General features: G+C 71.5%; 21 protein-coding genes. 14 read left to right on the top strand and 7 right to left on the bottom strand.

Annotated elements, in window-relative coordinates:
- The first annotated feature begins 9 nt into the window (after positions 1–9).
- Together DEJ49_RS06700 and DEJ49_RS06695 are read left to right on the top strand one after the other, a co-directional pair.
- Positions 10–1,431 carry a CitMHS family transporter gene (locus tag DEJ49_RS06700; protein WP_150183252.1) on the top strand — a complete coding sequence of 474 codons (1,422 nt, stop codon included), beginning with the start codon at positions 10–12 and terminating at the stop codon, positions 1,429–1,431.
- A complete protein-coding gene (locus DEJ49_RS06695) occupies positions 1,431–2,690 on the top strand; it encodes an MFS transporter (RefSeq protein ID WP_150183250.1) in 1,260 nt (419 codons plus the stop codon). Before DEJ49_RS06700 ends, DEJ49_RS06695 begins: the two co-directional genes overlap by 1 nt.
- Here DEJ49_RS06695 and DEJ49_RS06690 read toward each other — a convergent pair.
- On the bottom strand, positions 2,674–3,888 hold the full coding sequence (locus DEJ49_RS06690; RefSeq protein WP_150183248.1) for a S8 family peptidase: 1,215 nt from the start codon (positions 3,886–3,888) through the stop codon (positions 2,674–2,676). The two genes, DEJ49_RS06695 and DEJ49_RS06690, sit on opposite strands and share 17 nt — an antisense overlap.
- A 493-nt stretch (positions 3,889–4,381) precedes the next feature.
- Complete coding sequence (locus DEJ49_RS06685; protein WP_223832747.1) at positions 4,382–5,437, bottom strand: sulfotransferase; 1,056 nt, start codon at positions 5,435–5,437, stop codon at positions 4,382–4,384.
- Positions 5,438–5,604: 167 nt separating this feature from the next.
- Between DEJ49_RS06685 and DEJ49_RS06680 the strand changes: the two genes are divergently transcribed.
- Both DEJ49_RS06680 and DEJ49_RS06675 read left to right on the top strand, forming a co-directional pair.
- Entirely contained in the window at positions 5,605–6,999 is a 1,395-nt protein-coding gene (locus tag DEJ49_RS06680; protein ID WP_150183245.1) for an aldehyde dehydrogenase family protein, read from the top strand.
- A gap of 61 nt (positions 7,000–7,060) precedes the next feature.
- Positions 7,061–8,140 (top strand): Zn-dependent alcohol dehydrogenase, encoded by a 1,080-nt coding sequence (locus DEJ49_RS06675; protein ID WP_150188075.1) that lies wholly within the window; start codon positions 7,061–7,063, stop codon positions 8,138–8,140.
- A 17-nt stretch (positions 8,141–8,157) separates the two neighbouring features.
- Here DEJ49_RS06675 and DEJ49_RS06670 read toward each other — a convergent pair whose 3' ends face one another.
- A complete protein-coding gene (locus DEJ49_RS06670; protein WP_223832746.1) occupies positions 8,158–9,186 on the bottom strand; it encodes an urea transporter in 1,029 nt (342 codons plus the stop codon).
- Positions 9,187–9,655: 469 nt separating this feature from the next.
- Between DEJ49_RS06670 and DEJ49_RS06660 the strand changes: the two genes are divergently transcribed.
- Positions 9,656–10,231 (top strand): TetR/AcrR family transcriptional regulator, encoded by a 576-nt coding sequence (locus DEJ49_RS06660; RefSeq protein WP_150183241.1) that lies wholly within the window; start codon positions 9,656–9,658, stop codon positions 10,229–10,231.
- Positions 10,232–10,308: 77 nt separating this feature from the next.
- Here the strand turns inward: DEJ49_RS06660 and DEJ49_RS06655 are convergent, their stop codons facing one another.
- Positions 10,309–10,956: a TetR/AcrR family transcriptional regulator gene (locus tag DEJ49_RS06655; RefSeq protein ID WP_150183239.1), complete on the bottom strand. Its 648-nt coding sequence runs from the start codon at positions 10,954–10,956 to the stop codon at positions 10,309–10,311.
- A gap of 107 nt (positions 10,957–11,063) precedes the next feature.
- Between DEJ49_RS06655 and DEJ49_RS06650 the strand changes: the two genes are divergently transcribed.
- Complete coding sequence (locus DEJ49_RS06650) at positions 11,064–12,215, top strand: acyl-CoA dehydrogenase family protein (RefSeq protein WP_150183237.1); 1,152 nt, start codon at positions 11,064–11,066, stop codon at positions 12,213–12,215.
- A gap of 72 nt (positions 12,216–12,287) precedes the next feature.
- Positions 12,288–12,926 (top strand): TetR/AcrR family transcriptional regulator, encoded by a 639-nt coding sequence (locus tag DEJ49_RS06645; RefSeq protein ID WP_150183235.1) that lies wholly within the window; start codon positions 12,288–12,290, stop codon positions 12,924–12,926.
- 24 nt (positions 12,927–12,950) lie between these two features.
- Here the strand turns inward: DEJ49_RS06645 and DEJ49_RS06640 are convergent, their stop codons facing one another.
- Positions 12,951–13,415 carry a MaoC family dehydratase gene (locus DEJ49_RS06640; RefSeq protein WP_150183233.1) on the bottom strand — a complete coding sequence of 155 codons (465 nt, stop codon included), beginning with the start codon at positions 13,413–13,415 and terminating at the stop codon, positions 12,951–12,953.
- Positions 13,416–13,509: 94 nt separating this feature from the next.
- Between DEJ49_RS06640 and soxR the strand changes: the two genes are divergently transcribed.
- Entirely contained in the window at positions 13,510–13,980 is a 471-nt protein-coding gene (soxR, locus tag DEJ49_RS06635) for a redox-sensitive transcriptional activator SoxR (RefSeq protein ID WP_150183231.1), read from the top strand.
- An 84-nt stretch (positions 13,981–14,064) separates the two neighbouring features.
- Positions 14,065–14,583 carry a hypothetical protein gene (locus DEJ49_RS06630; protein ID WP_150183229.1) on the top strand — a complete coding sequence of 173 codons (519 nt, stop codon included), beginning with the start codon at positions 14,065–14,067 and terminating at the stop codon, positions 14,581–14,583.
- A 12-nt stretch (positions 14,584–14,595) separates the two neighbouring features.
- Here DEJ49_RS06630 and DEJ49_RS06625 read toward each other — a convergent pair whose 3' ends face one another.
- Positions 14,596–15,204: a hypothetical protein gene (locus tag DEJ49_RS06625; protein WP_150183227.1), complete on the bottom strand. Its 609-nt coding sequence runs from the start codon at positions 15,202–15,204 to the stop codon at positions 14,596–14,598.
- Between the two features lie 303 nt (positions 15,205–15,507).
- Here DEJ49_RS06625 and DEJ49_RS06620 point away from each other — a divergent pair, with 303 nt between their 5' ends.
- Positions 15,508–18,345, top strand: a complete 2,838-nt coding sequence (locus DEJ49_RS06620) for a penicillin acylase family protein (RefSeq protein WP_150183225.1) — start codon at positions 15,508–15,510, stop codon at positions 18,343–18,345.
- Positions 18,346–18,371: 26 nt separating this feature from the next.
- On the opposite strand, the gene DEJ49_RS06615 is transcribed toward DEJ49_RS06620, so the two are convergent.
- Positions 18,372–19,637 carry a serine-threonine protein kinase gene (locus tag DEJ49_RS06615; RefSeq protein WP_150183223.1) on the bottom strand — a complete coding sequence of 422 codons (1,266 nt, stop codon included), beginning with the start codon at positions 19,635–19,637 and terminating at the stop codon, positions 18,372–18,374.
- A 117-nt stretch (positions 19,638–19,754) separates the two neighbouring features.
- On the opposite strand from DEJ49_RS06615, the gene DEJ49_RS06610 reads away from it, so the two are divergent.
- From DEJ49_RS06610 to DEJ49_RS06595, 4 genes are all read left to right on the top strand, one after another.
- On the top strand, positions 19,755–20,456 hold the full coding sequence (locus tag DEJ49_RS06610) for an alpha/beta fold hydrolase (RefSeq protein ID WP_150183221.1): 702 nt from the start codon (positions 19,755–19,757) through the stop codon (positions 20,454–20,456).
- 99 nt (positions 20,457–20,555) lie between these two features.
- A complete protein-coding gene (locus DEJ49_RS06605) occupies positions 20,556–21,323 on the top strand; it encodes an SDR family oxidoreductase (RefSeq protein WP_150183219.1) in 768 nt (255 codons plus the stop codon).
- Positions 21,320–23,002 (top strand): class I adenylate-forming enzyme family protein, encoded by a 1,683-nt coding sequence (locus tag DEJ49_RS06600; RefSeq protein ID WP_223832745.1) that lies wholly within the window; start codon positions 21,320–21,322, stop codon positions 23,000–23,002. The genes DEJ49_RS06605 and DEJ49_RS06600 overlap by 4 nt, the downstream gene beginning before the upstream one ends.
- A gap of 21 nt (positions 23,003–23,023) precedes the next feature.
- Complete coding sequence (locus DEJ49_RS06595; RefSeq protein ID WP_150183218.1) at positions 23,024–23,620, top strand: TetR/AcrR family transcriptional regulator; 597 nt, start codon at positions 23,024–23,026, stop codon at positions 23,618–23,620.
- Positions 23,621–23,653: the final 33 nt, after the last annotated feature.

Raw genomic sequence — 23,653 nt, 5'->3', positions numbered from 1 at the left:
GTAGCCCCCATGCTGACAATCCTCGGATTCGTCATGATCGCCACCTTCCTGGTGCTGATCATGATGAAGAAGATGTCGCCGATCGCGGCACTGGTGCTGATCCCCGCGCTCTTCTGCGTGTTCGTAGGAAAGGGAGCCCATCTCGGGGACTACGTCCTCGAAGGCGTCGGCAATCTCGCGCCCACGGCGGCCATGCTCATGTTCGCCATCGTGTACTTCGGCGTCATGATCGACGTCGGCCTCTTCGACCCGATCGTCCGGGGCATCCTGCGCTTCTGCAAGGCGGACCCGGTGCGCATCGTGGTCGGCACCGCCGTGCTCGCCGCGATCGTCTCCCTCGACGGCGACGGCTCGACGACCTTCATGATCACGGTCTCGGCGATGTATCCGCTGTACAAGCGCCTCAAGATGAGCCTCGTCGTGATGACGGGTGTCGCCGCGACCGCCAACGGCGTCATGAACACCCTGCCCTGGGGCGGCCCGACCGCCCGCGCCGCGACCGCGCTCAAGGTCGACGCCGCCGACATCTTCGTACCGATGATCCCGGCACTCGCCATGGGGCTCGTCGCCGTCTTCCTCCTCGCGTACGCCCTGGGTCTGCGCGAGCGCAAGCGGCTCGGCATCCTCTCGCTGGACGAGGTCCTGGAGAAGGAGACGGAGACGGCCGACGAGACGGTCCTCGTCGGCGCGGGGGGCGACGGCGACAGCCGTACGTCGCTCACGAAGAAGGCCACCGGGGGCGCGGGCGACGGCACCGACGCACCCGACAGCGACACCGACGACGACGGGTTCCTGGGGCTCGACCCCGACCGGCCCACCCTGCGCCCCAAGCTCTACTGGTTCAACGCGGCCCTCACCGTCCTCCTGCTCACCGCCATGATCATGGAGTGGCTGCCGATCCCGGTCCTCTTCCTGCTCGGCGCCGCGCTCGCCCTCACCGTCAACTTCCCGCACATGCCCGACCAGAAGGCCCGCATCGGCGCCCACGCCGAGAACGTCCTCAACGTCACCGGCATGGTCTTCGCGGCCGCCGTCTTCACCGGCGTGCTCCAGGGCACCGGCATGGTCGACCACATGGCCGACTGGCTCGTCGACGCCATCCCCGAGGGCATGGGACCGCAGATGGGCCTGGTCACCGGGCTGCTCTCCATCCCGCTCACGTACTTCATGTCCAACGACGGCTTCTACTTCGGCGTCCTGCCCGTCCTCGCCGAGGCCGGCCAGGCGCACGGCGTCGGCACCCTGGAGATCGCCCGCGCCTCCATCGCCGGCCAGGCCCTGCACATGTCGAGCCCGCTCGTGCCCGCCGTGTACGTCCTCGTCGGCATGGCCAAGGTCGAGTTCGGCGACCACACCAAGTTCACCGTCAAATGGGCCGTGCTCACCTCGCTGGTGGTGCTCGGCTCCGGCATCCTCTTCGGCATCATCTGATGCCACACGCGTCATCCGGGCCCGGTGGCAGGGGCTGGCTGCTCCGTCTCGTCATCGCCTTCAGCTTCGCGCAGGGGGCGGTGTCCATGGCGCGGCCCGCCGTCTCCTACCGGGCCCTCGCGCTCGGCGCCGACGAGCGGGCCATCGGCGTCATCGCGGGCGTCTACGCGCTGCTTCCGCTCTTCGCCGCCGTGCCGCTCGGGCGCAGGACGGACCACGGCCGGTGCGCGCCGCTCCTGCCCGTCGGCGTCGTCCTGATCTCCGGGGGCTGTGCCCTCAGCGGCATCGCGGGCTCGCTCGCCGCGATGGCGGCCTGGAGCGGTGTCATGGGGCTCGGCCACCTCTGCTTCGTGATCGGCGCGCAGTCGATCGTCGCCCGGCAGTCCGCACCCGCCGAACAGGACCGCAACTTCGGTCACTTCACCATCGGCGCCTCCCTCGGCCAGCTGATCGGACCGATCGCCGCCGGTGCGCTGATCGGCGCCGACATGGACCGCACCAGCGCGCTCGCCCTGCTCGTGTCGGCGGCGGTCGCCGCGGTCTCCCTAGGCTCGCTGTGGCGCATCGAGCACAAGCGGCCGAAGCCGACCGCCCCGGCGCGCGCCGAGCGCGTCCCGGTTCTCGGCATCCTGCGCACGCGGGGCGTGCCCGCGGGCATCTTCATCAGCCTCGCCGTGCTCTCCGCGACGGACATCCTCACGGCGTACCTGCCGGTGGTCGGCGAGCACCGGGGCATCGCGCCCGCCACGGTGGGGCTGCTCCTGTCCCTGCGGGCGGCGGCGACCATCGCGTGCCGCCTCGTGATGACGCCGCTGATCCGGCTCCTGGGCAGGACGGCGCTGCTGACCACCACCTGCCTCGTCGCCGGGCTGCTCTGCGCGGGCATCGCGCTGCCCCTGCCGGTGTGGGGTCTCGCGCTCGTGCTCGCGGTGCTCGGGTTCTGCCTCGGCGTCGGCCAGCCGCTGTCCATGACGACGGTCGTCCAGGCGGCACCGGACGGCGCCCGCTCCACGGCGCTCGCGCTGCGGCTCACCGGCAACCGGCTCGGGCAGGTCGCCGCGCCCGCGGCGGCGGGCCTGATCGCGGGGGTCGCGGGTGTGGCCGCGCCGTTCGTGATGCTGGGCGGGCTGTTGTTCGCGGCGGCGGCGCTGGGCGTACGGAAGCGGAAGCGCCCCGGGGACGCGGAAACCCCCCGGGGCGCAACTGGCCGTACTGACGGTACCGACCGTCCTGAGCGGAGAGTTACTGAACGATCTTGAGCAGCTTGTTCGGCGAACCCGAGCCGGGGCTGGTCACCACGTTCGGCGTGGCACCGTTCACCAGCGCCGAGGAGACCTGCGCGGGCGTGGCCGAGGTGTGGCCCGCGAGGTAGACGGCGGCGGCGCCCGCGACGTGCGGGGTGGCCATCGACGTACCGGAGATGGTGTTGGTCGCCGTGTCGCCGGTGTTCCAGCCCGCCTTGATGTTCACGCCGGGCGCGAAGATGTCCAGGACCGAACCGTAGTTGGAGAAGCTGGCGCGGGCGTCCGTGTTGCTGGTGGCGCCCACGGTGACGGCCTCCGGCACGCGGGCCGGGGAGGTGTTGGCGGCGTTGGTGTTGGAGTTGCCCGCCGCGACCGCGTAGGTGACGCCGTCGGCGATGGACTTCTTCACCGCGTTGTCGAGCGTGGTGGACGCGCCGCCGCCGAGCGACATGTTGGCCACGGCGGGGGCGCCCGCGGCGTGGTTGCTCGTCACCCAGTCGATGCCCGCGACGACGCCGGCGGTGGTGCCGGAGCCGTTGTTGTCGAGGACGCGGACGGCCACGATCTTGGCCTTCTTCGCGACGCCGTACGTCGTGCCCGCGATGGTCGTGGCGACGTGCGTGCCGTGGCCGTTGCCGTCCTGGGCGGTGTTGTCGCCGTCCACGGCGTCGTAGCCGTTCACCGCGCGGCCGCTGATCTCGGAGTGCGTGATGCGCACGCCGGTGTCGATGACGTACGCGGTGACGCCGGATCCGGCGCTGTCCGGGTAGGTGTAGGTGCCGGACAGCGGCAGCTTCGCCTGGTCGATGCGGTCCAGGCCCCAGGGCGCGTTGGACTGGGTCGCGGCGACGTGGAGTCTCTGGTTCTGCTCGACCGAGGCGACGGCGGGGTCGGCGGCGAGTCTGCGGGCCTCCGCCGCGCTCAGCTTCGCGGAGTAGCCGTTGAGCGCGGACTTGAAGGTCTTCTGCACGGAGCCGCCGTACTCGGCTATGAGGTCCTTGCCCTGGCTCGAGGCGGCCTTGAGGCCGGAGCCGTCCTTCAGCGTGACGAGGTAGCTGCCCTTGACCGCGTCGGCGGAACCCGCCGTGATCACGTGGCCCTCGGCAGGCGCGGCCTGGGCGGGCAGGGCGGTGACCGCACCGAGGACGGCGGCGGCGGTGGCGGTCGAGATCGCGGCGGCGATCACGGTCTTCTTGCTGCGGAGCATGGCCATTACGAGGGAGTCCTCCTCATAGGCGGCGTGCCCGGGGGGTGGGCGACGCGACTGTGGGGGGTGCGCGCGGGTTCGCACACACAGATGGGAGCGGTGTGTGCCGCTCCCGTCGCGATCAGTAGCGTGGCCGCTCCACCCGTCCCGGGCAAGAGAGTTGACGCCTTGTCATGCCACTTTCACGTTTCTGAAATCGAATACGGGCGGAATCGGTGGGGTGTGTCCGGAAAACAGCGCGGGACGAAGCGGGGTGCGTGCGCCGCGCACGCGCGCCGCGATGTCCGCTGACCGGACAAATCGCTGGTCGGAGGCCTTGCGCAGGCCTGAAGGCGGGTTGGAGCGGCGCTCGACGCGGGCTGGAGACGGCGGCCGGTGTCGCCCGCGCCGAGCCTGCCGACGCGGCACAACCGGAACGGCGCGGGGGCCGTGAGACGGGGCACAACCGGAACGCCGCGGGGTGGAGCGGCGTGGCCTGCCCGGGGTGGGGGGGTGCGGCTCACCCGCCTGTGCGTGGATTCGTCTGGGACAGGGCACGGGTGCCCTTCGTACACGCCTCCCGCAAGGCGTCGTACTCCGTGGGCGGGAGTTGTTTGCGGGCCGAGTCGCGGCGGCCGTGGTCGAGTCGGGTGCTCGCGTCCTTCAGCCAGCGCGGGTCCGGCTCGACCCCGACGAAGGCGGCGAGCCGGGTCAGCTCGTCGTGCGGGGCGTCGAGCAGGTCCTCGTAGGCGAGCGTCATGCGCCGGCCCGTCGGCAGGTCGTCGAGGAAACGTACGCCGTCGAGGACGAGTTCGGACCACAGGTCGCCGAACGGCCGCACCGGAAACGCGCGGTCCCGCACGAGAGCCGGATCGAAGCGTTCGCCGAGCAGCGGCGCGAGATCCGGCGGCAGGGAGCGCACCTGCTCCTCCGTGAGGTCGCCGAGGCTCTCGACACCCGTCCGCTCCGCGATCTCCCGCATGAGTGTGATCACGCGGTACCCGGGATGGCGGCTCATGGACAGCGCGCAGTCCGGCCCGTTCCGGAAGAGGTGCACGAACTTCGCGTACGGAAAGGCGGCGCGCAGCCGCGGCGCCCAGCCCGTCGAGTAGCCGGAGCGCTCCACGACGGCGGAGCGGCCGAACCGGGCGGCCAGGAAGTCGAAGAGCGCCTCGTGGTGCGCCGCGGCGGCGCGGACGGGCCACTCGACGACCGCCGTGCGGACCTCGTCGAGCAGACCGTCGGGGTCGTCCGTGAGGTGGGGCAGCACCATGAGGGAGAGGGCGGGGATGCCGGTCGTCTCCGGGGCGTACCGGCCGCCGGGAGTGCGGGTGTAGAGGAACTCCGGCATCGGCACCCCGCTGCGGAGCATCCCCGCGAAGTACGGCGTGGGCCGGAAGAGCGTCTCCCAGAACTCCTCGCCCGACAGCACCCCTTCGGGGAAGGCCGCGTCGCCGACCGAGGCCATGTATTCGTTGAGGCTGAGCACGTCGGGGTGGCCGTTGAGGATGCGGGACAGCGCGGTGGAGCCGCTGCGGCCGGTGCCGATGACGAAGGTCAGATTGCGCAAGGTCACTCTCCTGGGGCGCGTGGCGCGGGCGTGCCGGATGCGGTCGGCACAGGCGTGCCGTCCCCGCACCTCAGCACAGCCGAGCGCCCCGCACCAGATGCCCCTGGTGCCGGAAAACTATCAGCGCTAGTTTGTATGCGGTCGTCTACCGGTCGTCCACCTGGAGGAATGCCATGAAGGCCCACGACGGGATGTACATCGACGGTGCCTGGCGGCCGGCCGCGGGCACCGACACCATCACGGTCCTGAACCCCGCCGACGAACAGCCCGTCGGCCAGGTCCCCGCCGGCACCGCCGAGGACGTCGACGCCGCGGTCCGTGCCGCCCGCGCCGCCCTGCCCGGCTGGGCCGCCACCCCGCCCGCCGAACGCGCCGCCCTGATCGGCGCGCTCCGTGACCGCCTCGTCGCCCGCAAGGACGAGGTCGCCGAGACCGTCACCGCCGAGCTGGGGGCGCCGCTGCCCTTCTCGCAGGCCGTGCACGCGGGCGTACCGATCCTGGTCTCCGGTTCGTACGCCGAACTCGCCGCGACGCACCCCTTCCAGGAGAAGGTCGGCAACTCCACCGTCTACCTGGAGCCGGTCGGCGTGGTCGGCGCGATCACCCCCTGGAACTATCCCCTCCACCAGATCGTCAACAAGGTGGCCCCCGCGCTCGCCGCGGGCTGCACCGTCGTCCTCAAGCCCGCCGAGGACACCCCCCTCACCGCCCAGCTCTTCGCCGAGGCGGTCGACGAGGCGGGCGTGCCCGCGGGCGTGTTCAACCTCGTCACCGGGCTCGGCCCGGTCGCCGGACAGGCACTCGCCGAGCACGAGGGCGTCGACCTCGTCTCGTTCACCGGGTCGACGGCGGTCGGCAAGCGGATCGGCGCGACCGCGGGCGCGGCCGTCAAGCGCGTCGCCCTGGAGCTCGGCGGCAAGTCCGCCAACGTCATCCTGCCGAGCGCGGACCTCGCCAAGGCCGTCAACGTGGGCGTCGCCAACGTCATGTCCAACTCCGGCCAGACGTGCAGCGCGTGGACCCGCATGCTGGTCCACACCGACCGGTACGACGAGGCGGTGGAGCTCGCCGCGGCGGCCGCCGCCAAGTACGGCGACCGCATCGGCCCCGTCGTCAACGCCAAGCAGCGGGAGCGCGTGCGCGGCTACATCGAGAAGGGCGTCGAGGAGGGCGCACGCATCGTCGCGGGCGGCCCCGAGGCGCCCGAGGGCAAGGACAAGGGCTACTACGTCCAGCCCACCGTCTTCGCCGACGTCACGCCCGGGATGACCATCGCCCAGGAGGAGATCTTCGGCCCGGTGGTCTCCGTCATCCGGTACGAGGACGAGGACGACGCCCTGCGCATCGCCAACGGCACCGTGTACGGGCTCGCGGGCGCGGTGTGGGCGGCCGACGACGCGGAGGCCGTGGCGTTCGCCCGCCGCATGGACACCGGCCAGGTCGACATCAACGGCGGCAGCTTCAACCCGCTCGCCCCCTTCGGCGGGTACAAGCAGTCGGGCGTCGGCCGCGAACTGGGCGCGCACGGCCTGACCGAGTACCTCCAGACGAAGTCCCTGCAGTTCTGACACCCCACCCCGTACGTCAGCGCCATCCCGCCCCGCCCCCCGACCCAAGGAGTACGTGAACGTGGTCCGCGCCGCCATCCTGCCCGCCGTCGGCTCCCCGCTGGAGATCGCGGAGATCGACCTCCCGGAGCCGGGCCCCGGCCAGGTCCGGGTGCGTCTCGCAGCCGCCGGGGTCTGCCACTCCGACCTGTCCCTGTCCAACGGCACGATGCGGGTGCCGGTGCCCGCGGTCCTCGGCCACGAGGGGGCGGGCACCGTGGTCTCCGTCGGCGAGGGCGTCACGCACGTCGCGCCCGGCGATGGGGTCGTCCTCAACTGGGCGCCGTCCTGCGGCGGCTGCCACGCCTGCTCGATCGGCGAGGTGTGGCTCTGCGGCAACGCCCTCGCGGGCGCCGCGGACGTCTACGCCCGGCGCCCGGACGGCAGCGACCTCCACCCCGGCCTGAACGTCGCCGCGTTCGCCGAGGAGACGGTGGTCGCCGCCAACTGCGTCCTGCCGGTGCCGGACGGCGTCCCGCTGACCGACGCGGCGCTGCTCGGCTGCGCCGTCCTGACCGGGTACGGCGCGGTGCACCACTCGGCGCGGGTCCGCGAGGGCGAGAGCGTCGCCGTCTTCGGCGTCGGCGGCGTCGGCCTCGCCACGCTGCAGGCGGCGCGGATCGCGGGCGCCGGGCCGATCGTCGCCGTCGACGTCTCCCCGGAGAAGGAGGAGCTGGCCCGCTCGGCGGGCGCCACGGACTACGTGGTCGCCTCGGACACGACGGCCCGCGAGATCCGCAAACTCACCGGTGGCCAGGGCGTCGACGTGGCGGTGGAGTGCGTGGGCCGCGCGGTGACGATCCGTACGGCCTGGGAGTCGACGCGGCGCGGCGGCCGCACCACGGTCGTCGGCATCGGCGGCAAGGACCAGCAGGTCACGTTCAACGCCCTGGAGCTCTTCCACTGGGGCAGGACCCTCTCCGGCTGCGTGTACGGCAACTGCGACCCGACGGTCGACCTGCCGGTCCTCGCGGAACACGTCAGGGCGGGCCGCCTGGACCTGGGCGCCCTCGTGACCGACCGCATCGGACTCGACGGCATCCCGGCGGCGTTCGAGAACATGCTGGCGGGCAAGGGGGGTCGGGCGCTGGTCATCTTCTGACCGACGCCCGTCCCCGACTAGTCCGCGTGGTCCGAACCGGTCAGCCGGGGGAAGGACTTGGCCGCCGCCAGGAACACGAACGTCGTCAGGACGAACGGCCAGGTGAAGGCGTGGCCGCCGGACGGCGCGAAGAGGGCCGAGACCGCGGGTCCGAGCGCCGTCGCGGCGGCGGCCGCCACGAGTGCGTACGTGAGGGTCGCCGCGCGGGCGGGCAGGAAGACGCCGCACAGGGCGAGGGCGACGAGCACGGCGTTGTAGCCCATCGTGCCGTCGGCGATCCGTGCCGCGGGCGCGCCGAGGGCCCACGCGGTGGCGACGCCCACGGCGTTGCCGAGGCATGCGACGGCGGCCGTGCGGGGGCCCGCGACGAGCAGGCCGAGCAACAGCAGGGCGCCCACGTACCACTGCGGCATGAAGAAGATCTGGGCGAAACCGGCGAGGAAACCGCGCGCCAGCTCGCCCGCTTCGACGGAGGTCGTGCCCGACGCGGGCAGCGGGAGCGCGGCCACGCCCTGTCCGGTGTGCCAGAGCCGTCCGAAGCCGGGTGCGGCGATGGTCACGGCGGTGGCGAGCAGGCAGTAGGGGAGCGTGAGCGAGGGCAGGCCCCAGACGCCGAGCCCCCGGACGACGGCCGCCGTCACGACCGTCACGACCACACAGCCCGCGACCGCGAGCAGCGCCGTCGACATGTGGGCCGCGCCGAGGAAGACCGCGAAACAGAGCGCCGTCAGGCAGGCGTTGAAGCCCTCGAGCCCGGCCGCGACGCGGTCGTGGTCCACGCCGAGGAGCCGTGCGGTGGCCGTCCCGACGGCGGTGCCGGCCAGGCCGTACACCCCGTACTCCCAGCCCGCCGCGAACAGCGCAACGGCGAAGAGGGCGCCGGTGGCAGCGTTCGGCAGAAACGTGACCTGGCCCTGACCGCGCAGCACCTGCGCCGCGAAGTCCCTGAGGCGGGCCGGGGTGTGCGCCCGGCCCCGGCCCCCGGCCGAGTCCTCCGGTCCGCCGACCGAACCACCGGCATCCACCGCATCCGTCGCGTGCCCCACGGCCACCCCCACCCCACGTCCCTCAACCGTCCGGCCCATACCGCCCGACGAGACGGATGCAGATTACATCTACCGGGCCGCTTCGAACCACGTCATCAGGACGTCGTTGTCGAACGCCTCGCGAGCCGTCACGCGGAACCGCGTCGGGTCGGACTTCCCGCCGAAGACGGGGATTCCGTCGCCCGCGACGACGGGGTAACTCTTGACGATCAGCTCGTCGATGTCGGGGAGCGGCGCGGCCGCGACCCGTCCGCCGCCGCACAGCCAGATGTCCTGCCCGGCCGCTGTTTGAGAGAGGTTCCGTGACCCATCAGGACCGTGTCGAAGCGGAGTCGAACTCCCTGGGGCCCGCGATGTACCCGTCGACCGAGGCGCCGATGTAGTAGACCAGCTTGCGCATTCCGTTACTCCCCCTGTAGTACTCAAGCTGTAGTGGTCGGAACGTAGTACTGCGAATGGAGTGGTGTCAATGGTGCGCAGGAATGACGGGCGGCGGGCGGCTCTGGTCGACGGCGCCATCGAGGTGCTCGCCAGGGACGGTGCGCGCGGGCTGACCTTCCGGTCCGTGGACACCGAGGCGGGCGTTCCCACCGGGACCGCGTCCAACTACTTCGCCAACCGCGACGACCTGCTCACCCAGGCCGGCGCCCGGGTCTACGAGCGCCTGACGCCCGAACCCGCCGAGGTCGAACGGCAGCGTGCCGCCAAGCGGGACAAGGAGACCTACGTCGAGCTGATGCGGGAGGTCGTCGGCCGCGTCAGCGGCTTCCGTACGGGCTATCTGGCGCTGCTCGAACTGCGCCTGGAGGCCACCCGCCGCCCGGAGCTCCGCGCCGTCCTCACCGAGCGGGTCCGGGCCGACCTGGAGGCGAACCTCTCGTACCACGAGGCGTCGGGGCTGCCCGGCGACGCCACCGCCGTCAAGCTCCTCTACCTCGCCTTCAACTGGCTCATCGTCGAACAGCTCACCCTGCCCGACTTCCTCACCGACGCCGAGCGCGACGCCCTGGTCACGGCCGCCGTGGACCGCATCGTCACGGAGTGACGCGACCCTTCAGGCCATCGACGGCGCCGAGGCCGTCGATGCCGGGGTACGCGGCGAACGCGCAGGCAGGCCCCCCCTTACGCTCGCGCCGCCACCTGCTCGTACTGCAGCGCAAGGCCGTCGAGCAGCGCCCGCAGGCCCGCCTCGAAGGCCCGCTCGTCGATGACCTGCTGGCGGTCGGCGAGCAGGTGGGCCTGGCCGAGGTGCGGGTAGTCGGCGGGGTCGTACGCCGCCTCGTCGTCCACGAAGCCCCCGGCGAACGAGCCGATCGCGGAGCCCATGACGAAGTACCGCATCAGCGCGCCGATCGACGTGGCCTGCGCGGCGGGCCAGCCCGCGTCGACCATCGCGCCGAACACCGCGTCCGCGAGCCGCAGCCCGGCCGGCCTGCGCCCGGGGCCGCGCGCGAGCACCGGCACGATGTTCGGGTGCAGGGTGAGGGCGGCCCGGTAGGAGACCGCCCAGTCGTGCAGGGCCGTGCGCCAGTCCCGCGCGTCGTCGGGCTCGAACATCGACAGGTCGACCTGTGCGCTCACCGAGTCGGCGACGGCCTCCAGGATCTGGTCCTTGGTGCGGAAGTGGTTGTAGAGGGAGGGCCCGCTGACGCCGAGTTCGGCGGCGAGGCGGCGCGTCGAGACGGCCGCGAGACCCTCGGCGTCCACGAGTGCGCGCGCCGTGTCGACGATGCGTTCTCGGCTCAGGAGGGGCTTGCGCGGTCGGGCCATGCGGCACATAGTAGGGCTGCCGGAACAAACTAGCAGTGCTAATTTAAAATTCGACGTCACGCGGAGACGGCCCCGCCGTCACGACCCCGACCGGAGAGGTGCCCCCGATGAACCTGGAGCTCAGCGACGAGCAGACCGCCGTCCGGGAGCTGGCCGAGGACTTCGTCGCGCGCGAGATCGCACCGCACGTCGTCGAGTGGGACCGCGCGGAGAGCGTCGACCGCGGCCTCGTGAAGAAGCTCGGCGAGGTCGGCTTCCTCGGGCTCACCATCGACGAGGAGTACGGCGGCTCGGGCGGCGACCACCTCGCGTACTGCCTGGTGACCGAGGAACTCGGACGCGGGGACTCCTCCGTGCGCGGCATCGTCTCCGTCTCGCTCGGTCTTGTCGCCAAGACCATCGCGCACTGGGGCAGCGAGGAGCAGAAGCGGCAGTGGCTGCCGGGGCTCACCTCCGGCGAGTACGTCGGATGCTTCGGGCTCACCGAACCGGGCACCGGATCCGACGCGGGCAACCTCACCACCAGGGCGGTGCGCGACGGCGACGCGTACGTCGTCAACGGCACCAAGATGTTCATCACGAACGGCACCTGGGCCGACGTCGTGCTCCTCTTCGCCCGCACCGGCGACGCGCCCGGCCACAAGGGCGTCTCCGCCTTCCTCGTCCCCACCGACACCCCCGGCCTCACCCGCCGCACCCTGCACGGCAAGCTCGGCCTGCGCGGTCAGGCCACCGCCGAACTCGTCCTTGAGGACGTGCGCGTGCCCGCGTCGGCCATGATGGCGCCCGAGGGCAAGGGCTTCTCCGTCGCCATGTCGGCCCTCGCGAAGGGCCGCATGTCGGTGGCGGCGGGCTGTGTGGGCATCGCGCGGGCCGCCCTGGACGCGGCGGTGCGGTACGCAGGCGAGCGCGAGCAGTTCGGCAAGACCATCGCCCACCACCAGCTGGTGCAGGAGCTGATCAGCGACATCGCGGTCGACGTGGACGCCGCGCGCCTCCTGACCTGGCGGGTCGCCGACCTCATCGACCGCGGGCAGCCGTTCGCCACGGAGTCCTCGAAGGCCAAGCTGTTCGCCTCCGAGGCGGCGGTGCGCGCCGCGAACAACGCGCTCCAGGTCTTCGGCGGGTACGGCTACATCGACGAGTACCCGGCGGGCAAGCTGCTCCGCGACGCCCGCGTGATGACCCTCTACGAAGGCACCAGCCAGATACAGAAACTCGTCATCGGGCGCGCGCTGACGGGGGTTTCGGCCTTCTGACCTGCCCCGCACGCTAAGCGCTTGCTCACCGTCAGGGGTATGGTGTCCCTCCCGAACGGTGAAGGAGTGGACATGGGTACGGCGGAGGAGACGCCCGGCGAGGAGCAGCCGTGGGGCGAGGTCAGCCCCGACGCGGCCAGGCGGCTGCTGGTCGCCGCCGTCGAGGCCTTCGCCGAGCGCGGGTACCACGCGACGACGACCCGGGACATCGCGGGCCGCGCCGGAATGAGCCCCGCCGCGCTCTACATCCACTACAAGACGAAGGAAGAGCTGCTCCACCGCATCAGCCGGATCGGCCACGACAAGGCCCTGACGATCCTGCGGACCGCTGCGGACGGCGACGGCGGCCCCGCCGAACGGCTCCAGGAGGCCGTGCGCTCCTTCGTCGGCTGGCACGCCGCCCACCACACGACCGCGCGGGTCGTGCAGTACGAGCTGGACGCGCTCGGCGACGAGCACCGCACGGAGATCGTCGCGCTGCGCCGCAAGTCGGACGCGGCCGTGCGCGACATCATCAACGACGGCGTGCGGACGGGGGAGTTCGACGTCCCCGACGTGCCGGGCACCACGCTCGCCGTCCTGTCGCTCTGCATCGACGTCGCCCGCTGGTTCAACGCGGCGGGACACCGGACGCCCGACGAGGTCGGCGCGCTCTACGCCGACCTCGTGCTGCGCATGGTGGGCGCACGGCCCACCGACCTCCAGAAGTAGCGGAACTTCAGGAGCGGTGGAACCTCAGAAGTAGTAGCGCGACACCGACTCCGCCACGCACGCCGGCTTGTCGCCGCCCTCGCGCTCCACGGTGACCTTCGCCGTCACCTGTACGCCGCCGTCCTTGGTCGGCGTGACGTCCGTGAGCACGGTGGTCGCGCGCAGCCGCGAGCCGACCGGCACGGGGGAGGGGAAGCGGACCTTCTCCGTGCCGTAGTTGAGGCCCATCTTCATGCCCTCGACGCGCAGCGTCTGCGGCACCAGGATCGGCAGCAGCGACAGCGTCAGATAGCCGTGCGCGATGGTCGTCCCGAAGGGGCCCTGCGCCGCCTTCTCGGCGTCCACGTGGATCCACTGGTGATCGCCGGTCGCCTCCGCGAAGAGGTCGATCCGCTTCTGGTCGATCTCCAGCCAGTCGCTGTATCCGAGCTGCTCGCCGACACCGGCGCGCAGCTCCTCGGGCGACGTGAAGATCCTCGGCTCCGCCATGTCCCTGGCCTCCTAGACGTATGCAGACTAAGCGCTTGCTCAGCATGGTGCGTGGGTCGACGCGTGTCAACGGACCAGCCATTAGGTTTGTGCTGTGCCCCAGATACCGGAGAACGTCCACGAACTCACCGTCGGCCAGCTCGCCGACCGCAGCGGCGTCGCCGTGTCCGCCCTGCACTTCTACGAGTCCAAGGGCCTCATCACCAGCCGCCGCACCTCCGGCAACCAGCGCCGCTACCACCGGGACACGCTCCGCCGCGTCGCCTTCGTCCGCGCCTCCCAGCGCGTCGGCATCCCGCTCTCCACGATTCGCGAGGCCCTCGACTCGCTCCCCGAGGAGCGCACGCCCACCCGCGAGGACTGGGCCCGGCTCTCCGAGGGCTGGCGCTCGGAGCTGGACAAGCGCATCAAACAGCTGGGCAGGCTCCGCGACCACCTGACCGACTGCATCGGCTGCGGCTGCCTGTCCCTGGACACCTGTGTGCTCTCCAACCCCGACGACGTCTTCGGCGAGCGGCACAGTGGCTCCCGCCTGCTGGTGGACCGCAAACCCCGCAAGCAGTAGGAGTAGGAAGCGAGACCGTCGACACAGACACAGACACAGACACAGGCACAGTCACAGCCACAGGCACAGAACGGGGGAGAGTCGATGTCCGTCGTCGTTTGCTCATTGCTGTGGGACGCCGCACGCCACGGGAAGCAGACCGTCAAGTACGACAGTGACGGCTACCACCTGGTGCGCTTCCCGTACAGCGCCGGGGCCGAGTCCTACGACCCGTGGCGCATGCACGACCCGGCGAAGGGCCTCACGAGCCCTTCGGAGTACCCGGACGCCCGCTCGGGGCTGATATGGCCCAGCCACGAGGGGTGGGGCCTGCTGTCCGCGATGGTCTTCTGGGAGGCGGACGCGAAGGCGATCGAGTACCGCTCGCGGTACGTCCGTGACCCGCTGAACCACTCGACGGGGTACGACTCGACCGCGACGACCGACTCCGCGCCGACCAGGGGAGGGCAGTACAGGACCTACCTCTGGCAGATGTTCGTGCACCCGGGCACACCGCTGGGCCTGAAGATCTCGGCACGCGGCGTGGGAGACGTGAAGCTCCGCACGCCGCTGATCCACGCCCAGTTCAAGCTGGCGATCCACACGGATGTGGTCACGCCCTGACCGCACCGTTCCTCACGCCGACACCAGGGGACGCAGCCGCCTCGCGCGCGCCCGGTCCACGGCGTCGGCCGTGAGGACCGGGCCGGGCACGACGATGCCGCAGCCCGTGCAGACCGCTCCCGACGACGGCTCGTGCGCCAGGCCGTGCTTCCAGGTGAGAGTGGTGTCCGCACAGACGGGGCAGCTCGTGCCCGGCTCCCGCTCCAGCGCCGCGATGAGCCGGCGCAGGACCTCGGCGAGGGGTTCGTCCGGGTGGATGTCGGGGTCGTCGCACCAGGCCACGCCGCACCCGCCCCACGTGCAGCGGTGCCAGTCGTCGACGCTGCCGGGGCGCCTGAGCCCGTCGTGCTTCTCCTTGCGGCGGCGTTCGGCGAAGTCCGCCTCATAGGCGAGCCACACCGCCCGAGCCGCCTCCAGTTCGTTCAGTGCCGCCACCAGCCGCACCGGGTCGGGCGACCTGTCCTCGGGCCCGAACCCCGCCCGGGCGCACAGATGGTCCCAGGTCGCCCGGTGACCGTAGGGGGCGAACCTCTCCAGGCACTTGCGCAGCGAGTACCGCCGCAGTGCCAGGTCGCTCTTCGGATCACGCACCTGTCTCGCGAGACTCCGGAATCCGGCCATCGCCCTGCACCTCCGTCACACGTACTTCCGTACTGGTACCCGTGTTCCGCATTCGCCGGCGTCGATGTCGAGTCGAGTCCATCGAGTTCGTCACGACGTCGCCGAGTAGACGTATCGACACGCGATTCGGCTCCCTCATCGCGCGACCGTTTTTCGCCTGCCCGCACGAGCTGTGGTGATGCAGGCGCATGGGGGGCGCGTTGTGGTGATTCGGAAAAGGCGACGCTTGTTCATCTTTCACGTTGGGCAACCCGCCAGTAGCCTCCGCCGCATCGGTCTTCCGCAGCAACCGGAGGAGCACCCATGCGACGACGCATCGTCAGGCTCAGAACACTCACCGCGGGGGCGGCGCTCGCGCTCGGCGCCTCCCTGCTCGCGCCCCTGCCGGGCGCCGTCGCCGGCCCCCGGGAGCCGGCCCCGAAGGAGCGCTCCGCCGAGGACACCGACTACTGCGGGGGCCAGTGCGCCGACGTCCTGCCGCCCGGCGCAAGCGGCAACGCCACGCTCGCCGAGATCCTCGCCCACCGTGTCCTCGGCACTCAGCCCAAGCACGCCGACGACCAGTTGGGTCCGTACGACGCGCTGTCCTCCGGCTATCCGTCGCTCACCGACGACAAGCTCACCGAGTTCTTCAATGATGCCTCCTTCGGGGTGCCCGGCGACCAGGTCGACTCCGTCACGAAGCCGCGCGACGACGTGACGATCACCCGGGACAAGAAGTACGGCGTCCCGCACATCAAGGGCACCACGCGCTACGGCACCGAGTTCGGCGCGGGCTTCGCCGCCGGGCAGGACCGGCTCTGGCTCATCGACCTGTTCCGGCACATCGGGCGCGGCCAGCTCACCTCGTTCGCGGGCGGCGCCCCCGCCAACCAGGGCCTGGAGCAGCAGTTCTGGCCGCAGGCCCCGTACACGGAGAAGGACCTGGAGAAACAGGTCGAGTACATCAGGACGACCCAGGGCGAGCGCGGCAAGCAGGCGATGGAGGACGCGCAGGCCTACATCGACGGCCTCAACGCGTACCGCACGAAGTCGAAGAACGGCCGCTACTTCCCCGGCGAGTACGTCCTGACCGGCAAGATAGACGCGATCACCAACGTCGGCGAGATAGAACCCTTCAAGATCACCGACATGATCGCGCTGGCCTCGGTGGTCGGCGGGCTCTTCGGCAACGGCGGCGGCGGAGAGGTCGAGTCCGCCCTCTCCCTCCTGGAGTCCCAGAAGAAGTACGGCGTCGAGAAGGGCACGAAGGTCTGGGAGTCCTTCCGCGCCCGCAACGACCCCGAGGCCGTCCAGACCATCCACGACGGCACGGGCTTCCCCTACGCGGGCAAGCCGGAGAAGGCGCGTGGCACCGCCCTGCCCGACCCGGGCTCGGTCGAGCGCGAACAGCTCGTGTACGACCGCGAGGGCGGCGCCAGGACCGGCGCCAAGGACCCCGTGAAGGCGCCGAAGAAGCTGAGGCCCGCGCAGGGCATGTACGACAAGGGCGTCCTGCCCCCGGACCTGTTCCGGGCCGACGGCCACAAGAAGGGCATGTCCAACGCCCTGCTCGTCTCCGGGAAGCACACCGCGAGCGGCAACCCCGTCGCCGTCTTCGGCCCGCAGACCGGCTACTTCGCACCCCAGCTCCTCATGCAGCAGGAACTCCAGGGCCCCGGCATCAGCGCGCGCGGCGTCTCCTTCGCGGGCGTCGGCATGTACGTCCAGCTGGGGCGCGGCCAGGACTACGCCTGGTCGGCCACCTCCGCGGGACAGGACATCACCGACACGTACGCCGTGGAGCTGTGCGAGCCGGGCGGGGGAGCCCCCACCAAGCAGTCGGCCGGTTACCTGTACCGCGGCACCTGCACCCCCATGGAGAAGATGGAGCGCAAGAACGCCTGGAAGCCGACCGTCGCCGACTCCACGGCCGCGGGCTCCTACCGCATGCAGGTCTTCCGCACGAAGTACGGCATCGTGACGCACCGCGCGAGCATCGACGGCAAGCCCGTCGCGTACGTCTCGCTGCGCTCCACCTACCGCCATGAGGCCGACTCCATCATCGGCTTCCAGATGCTGAACGACCCCACGTACGTCAAGGACTCCGCGACGTTCAAGAAGGCCGCGCAGAACATCAGCTACGCCTTCAACTGGTTCTACGTCGACTCGCGCGACATCGCGTACTACAACAGCGGCGCCAACCCCGAGCGTGCCGAAAGCGTCGACCCGGCCCTGCCCGTCAAGGCCCAACAGGACCTCGAATGGCGGGACTTCGACCCGGCGGACAACACCTCCGCGCAGACACCGCCCGCCCAGCACCCGCAGTCCGTCAACCAGGACTACTACATCTCCTGGAACAACAAGCAGGCCAAGGACTTCAGCACGGCGGGCTTCGGTGTCAGCGCCGTGCACCGCGGCGATCTGCTCGACGGACGCGTCAAGAAGCTCACCGAACAGGGCGGTGTCACCCGCGCCTCGCTCACCCGGGCCATGTCCGAGGCCGCCGTCACCGACCTGCGCGGCGAACAGGTGCTGCCCGAGCTCCTGAAGGTGCTGCGCAGCAAGCCGATCACCGACCCGCAACAGGCCAAAGCCGTCGAGCAGTTGGAGGCGTGGGGCAAGGCCGGCGCCCAGCGCAACCAGACGGCGGCGGGCGCCAAGACGTACGCACACCCCGACGCCGTACGCATCATGGACGCCTGGTGGCCGCGGCTGATCGAGGCCGAGTTCAAGCCGGGCCTCGGCAAGGAGCTCTACGACGCCCTCACCTCCCAGCTCGCCACCGACGAGGCGCCGTCCGCCGGGCACGGGCCGACGGGGGCGCACGCCGGATCGGCCTTCCAGTACGGCTGGTGGGGCTACGCCGACAAGGATCTGCGCAAGGTCCTCGGACAGCCGGTGAAGGGCGAGCTCGCCGACACCTACTGCGGCGGCGGCGAGCTCGACGCCTGCCGCGACGCCCTGCTCACCACCCTCGGGCAGGCCGCCGCGAAGCCCGCCACCGAGGTCTACCCCGGTGACGACGCGTGCAAGGCGGGCGACCAGTGGTGCGCGGACTCCGTCATCCACCGGGCGCTCGGCGGCATCACGCACAAGCCGATCCAGTGGCAGAACCGCCCGACGTACCAGCAGGTCGTCGAGTTCCCCCGCCACCGGTAGGCCGGGCCGCCCGCAAGGACGGGCTCCTACGACCGGGCGATCCGCCCCGCCGCGAACACGACGCGTGCCAGCTCCTCGTGGCACACGTCGCTGTGCGCGCCGGAGGGCGGACCGCCCCGGCGCACCACCGACGCCGCGTCGATGCTCACACAGCCCGTGACCGGCACCTTCTCGCCGAGCTTGATGCGTTTGGTGCCGGTCACGGACCGGATGCCGTTGTAGCCGACGGCGCCCCACCGCTCCCACAGGTTGAGGAAGCTGGAGGAGTCCCCGGCCAGCTTCGACGCGAGGGGGTACAGCCGGCCGAGCGCGTCGTCGTGGTGCGAGTAGCAGGAGACCAGCGGCCCGTCGATGCGCTTCTGCATCCCGTGCAGCGCTCCGCCGCGCGACGTGTCGTGAGGCAGCCGTTCCGCGAACGTGTAGTGCGAGAAGGCGCCTTGAAGGAGGGTCACCGACTTCACCGCGCGCACGTCGGCAGGCATGCCGCGCAGCGCGTACGACACGAGCCTGCCGCCGAAGCTGTGCCCGATGAGGTGCACCCGCACCCTCGGCACGTCCGCGGCGAGCAGGCCGATCGCGGGCCCGAGCCCCAGCTGTCCGACGGCGCCCGCACGGCGCTTCATCGCGTAGTACGTGCCTTGGCGCAGCAGTTCGTACGCGCCGTCCCACAGACGGTTGCGCAGGTCGCTGAGGAGGAGGGGCTCGCCGGTGTCGGCGCGCGCGGCGGCGAACACCTCGCAGACCTTGACCGCGTCGTCGGTGAGCATGGCGGGCTCGCCCGCCCCGGTGTCCTGCCCGAAGTGGCGGGCCGGATGGGTCTCGCGCAGGGACACCAGCTCACGCACGTGCCGCCCGAACTCATAGATGCGGGTCGGTACTTCGGAGCGTTCGGCGAGCAGTTCGGCGATCCGGTCGAGGGTCGCCGCGTGGTCGGGGAAGGCGCGGTCGAGCACCTCCCGTGTGGTCGCGTCGAGCACGGGCTCGCCCGGCGGGGTGGCGGCGACGGGCGCGGCCGACGGGTCGAAGTCGGGGATGGGCTCGTCGGGGAAGCGGATCGCGGGCCACATCACTCCCACGTAGCCGAGGCGCACCCCCGTCCCGGCGAGATCCTGGCAGGGGGTGAAGAAACGCCCGTACAGCTTCCGGGCGTCCTTCTTCTCGTTGTTCCAGCCGTGCGCGAAGACCAGCAGATCGGTGACGCGTTCACGTTCCGCGCCGGCCAGCAGCTGCGCGCGCTGAGCGGTGTCGACGTCGCCGTCGGCGTCGAAGGTCAATTCCCAGTAGGGCTCCACGCCGGTATGGTCCTGCCGCCCGGGGCACCTGACCAGATGTGCGGCAGGGACGCGTGTGCGACGACGGCCACCGGAGGGGTCTGCCCCGTTTCGCCCCGAGCGTGTACGTTCTCCGCCATGGCGGAATACATACTGGTGGCAGGCGCGTGGCTCGGCTCCTGGGCATGGGAGGACGTGGCACGGGACCTGCGGGCCGCCGGACACGGCGCCCACCCCCTGACCCTCTCCGGCCTCGCCGACAAGCAGGAAGTCCCCGCCGGGCAGCGGACCCACGTGGACGACATCGTCGCCGAGGTCGAACGTCTCGACCTGCGCGACGTCGTCCTCGTCGGGCACAGCTACGCGGGCATCCCCGTCGGCCAGGCGGCCGAGCGCATCGGCGACCGGCTGGCCCGCGTCGTGTTCGTGGACGCCGTCGTGCCGGTCGACGGCGAGTCGTTCGCCTCCCTGTGGTGGCAGGGCCAGCAGGCGTTCGAGGGCATCCTCGACGACGGCGACGGCTGGTGGCTCCCCCACGCGGCGGAGTTCGACGGACAGGGGCTCGACAGCGAGCAGGTCGCCAGAATCGCGAGCGGCGCGACACCGCACCCGGGCGCCACCCTGACCGAGCCCGCCGTCCTGGAGCGCTCGCTGGCCGAACTGCCCGCGACGTACGTGAAGTGCCTGCTCGACGGCGAAGAGCCGTCCGACGACGTGGCCGACCTGCTCAAGAGCGAGCCCTGGCGGCTCGTCGAGATGGACACCGGGCACTGGCCGATGTTCTCCCAGCCGCGCGAGCTGGCCCGGATCCTGCACGCGAGCATGGTCGGCAGGCCGTAGGGCCCGGGGGCCCTGAACCCGGGCCTCCGCACCCCTTTCCCCGCGACATACCGACTGGTTAGTCTGCCAGCGAAGCCGAGCCGCGGGCGAAGGAGAACGATCGTGGAAACCCTGCTGGACAAGGGCGTCGTCGTCACGGGCGGAGGGGGCGGCATCGGGGCCGCGCTCGCCCGCCGCTTCGCCGCCGAAGGGGCGCGCGTCGTCGTCAACGACCTCGACGCCGCCAAGGCGAAGACCGTCGCCGACGAGATCGGCGGCATCGCCGTGCCCGGCGACGCGTCCACGATCGTGCCCGAGGCCCGCGACGCGCTCGGCGGCACCGTCGACGTGTACTGCGCCAACGCCGGGCTCGGCTCCGGCGGCAGTGAGGCCGCGCCCGAAGAGGTCTGGGCCGCCGCCTGGGACGTCAACGTCATGGCGCACGTGCGGGCGGCCCACGCGCTGCTGCCCGACTGGCTGGAGCGCGGCAGCGGCCGCTTCGTCTCCACCGTCTCCGCGGCCGGCCTGCTCACGATGATCGGCGCCGCGCCCTACAGCGTCACCAAGCACGGCGCGTACGCGTTCGCCGAGTGGCTCTCCCTCACGTACCGCCACCGCGGCATCAAGGTCCACGCGATCTGCCCGCAGGGCGTCCGCACCGACATGCTCGCCGCCACCGGCACCGCGGGCGACCTCGTGCTCACCCCCACCGCCATCGAACCGGACGACGTCGCCGCCGCGCTCTTCGCCGGCATGGCGGAGGACCGCTTCCTGATCCTGCCGCACCCCGAGGTGGCCGCGTTCTACCGGGCCCGCGCCGAGACCCCCGACAAGTGGCTCAAGGGCATGAACCACATCCAGCAGAAGTGGGAGGAGAACGAGCGGTGAACGACCACCTGCCCCTCGGGTCCCCGTACGCCGCCAAGCCCTGGCTGGCCCGGCTCAACGACGCCCAGCGCGCGCCCGTGCACCCCGCGCCCTCCGTGCCCGACGCGTTCCGCGCCGCCGTCGAGCGCGCCCCCGACCACACCGCGCTCGCCTACTTCGACGGACGCCTGACCTACCGCGAGACCGACGCCCTCAGCGACTCCGTGGCCGGGCACCTCGCCGCCCGCGGCGTCGCCCGCGGCGACCGCGTCGCGATCCTCCTGCAGAACACCCCGCACTTCGTGCTCGCGCTCCTCGGCGCCTGGAAGGCGGGCGCCACCGTCGTCCCCGTCAACCCCATGTACCGCACGGCGGAGGTCGGGCACGTCCTCGCCGACGCCGGAGTGACCGCGCTGGTCTGCTCCGACCGTGCCTGGGAGACGTACCTGCGCGACACCGCCGCCGACTCACCGGTCCGTGTCGTCCTCACCGCCTGCCAGCTCGACCTGCAGACCCGGAACGACGCCCGGGTCCTCGACTTCGAACGCCTGCCCGTCGCCGACGACGCCGAAGACCTGATCGCCGTCGCCCGCCAAGGACTCCCCGCCCCGGCCGACCGCGCCCTCGCCCCCTCCGACGTGGCGCTGATCAGCTACACCTCGGGCACCAGCGGCACCCCCAAGGGCGCCATGAACACCCACGGCAACATCACCTACAACGCGGAACGCCAGCGCACCGGGTCCGGCATACCCGAAGGCGCCTGCTACTTCGCGATGGCGCCGCTCTTCCACATCACCGGCATGGTCGCGCAGGTCGCCGCCTGCATCGCCAACGCCGGAACGCTCGCGCTCGCCTACCGCTTCGAGGCCGGGGTGGTCCTCGACGCATTCACCGAGCACCGGCCCGCCTACACGGTCGGCCCGTCGACCGCCTTCATGGCGCTCGCCGCCCACCCCTCGGTGACCCGCGCCCACTTCGACTCCTTCGCGATGATCTCCTCCGGCGGCGCGCCGCTGCCCCCGGCCCTCGTCGAGAAGTTCCGCGCCTCCTTCGGCCCCTACCTCCACAACGGGTACGGCCTCACCGAGTGCACCGCCCCCTGCGCCTCCGTGCCGCCCGGCCAGGAGGCCCCCGTCGACCCGGTCTCGGGCACCCTCGCCGTCGGCGTTCCGGGCCCCGAGACGGTCGTACGCATCCTGGACGACCTCGGCGCAGAGGTGCCGTTCGGGGAGCACGGCGAGATCGTCGTCCGCGGCCCCCAGGTCGTCCCCGGCTACTGGCAGCGCCCCGACGCCACCGCCGAGGCCTTCCCCGACGGGGAACTGCGCACCGGCGACATCGGGTTCATGGACCCGGCGGGCTGGCTCTACGTCGTCGACCGCAAGAAGGACATGATCAACGCGTCCGGCTTCAAGGTGTGGCCCCGCGAGGTCGAGGACGTCCTCTACACCCACCCCGCCGTCCGCGAGGCGGCCGTCGTCGGTGTCCCCGACAGCTACCGGGGCGAGACGGTGAAGGCGTACGTCAGCCTGCGTCCCGGCAGCGACACCGGACCCGAGGACCTGACCGCGTACTGCAAGGAACGGCTCGCCGCGTACAAGTATCCGCGCGAGGTCGAGGTACTGGAGGAGTTGCCGAAGACGACAAGTGGGAAGATCCTCCGGCGGGAACTGCGTTCCCGCCCGACCGACAGCAAGTGACGCGAAAGGCAGGTGGCGGCAGTGGCCAGAACGACGGACGGTGACGGGACGCCCGTCCCGCAGCGACTCCTCGCCGCCGCCACCAGGCTCTTCGCCGACCAGGGCTACGACCGGACGTCGGTCCAGGAGATCGTGGAGGCGGCCGGGGTCACCAAGGGCGCGCTCTACCACTACTTCGGCTCCAAGGACGACCTGCTCCACGAGGTCTACGCCCGGCTGCTCCGCGTCCAGCAGGAGCGGCTCGACGCCATCGCCGACGCGGACGCGCCGGTCGCCGACCGGGTCCGCGACGCGGCGGCGGACGTCGTGGTCAGCACGATCGACAACCTCGACGACGCGTCGATCTTCTTCCGCTCCATGCACCACCTCGGCCCGGAGAAGAACAAGCAGGTCCGGGCGGAGCGGCGCCGCTACCACGAACGTTTCCGGGCCCTGATCGAGGAGGGCCAGGAATCGGGCGTCTTCTCCAAGGCCACCCCCGCGGACCTGGTGGTGGACTACCACTTCGGCTCCGTCCACCACCTGTCCACGTGGTACCGCCCGGAGGGCCCGCTCTCCCCTCAACAGGTGGCGGACCACTTGGCCGACCTCCTCCTGAGGGCCCTGCGGGCCCCCTGAGGGGCGCGGGGAACTGCGCGAGCGGCCCCGCCG

The organism is Streptomyces venezuelae, from assembly GCF_008642335.1.
Classification (GTDB): Bacteria; Actinomycetota; Actinomycetes; order Streptomycetales; family Streptomycetaceae; genus Streptomyces; species Streptomyces venezuelae_F.
This window is presented reverse-complemented; position numbering and strand designations above follow the sequence as displayed.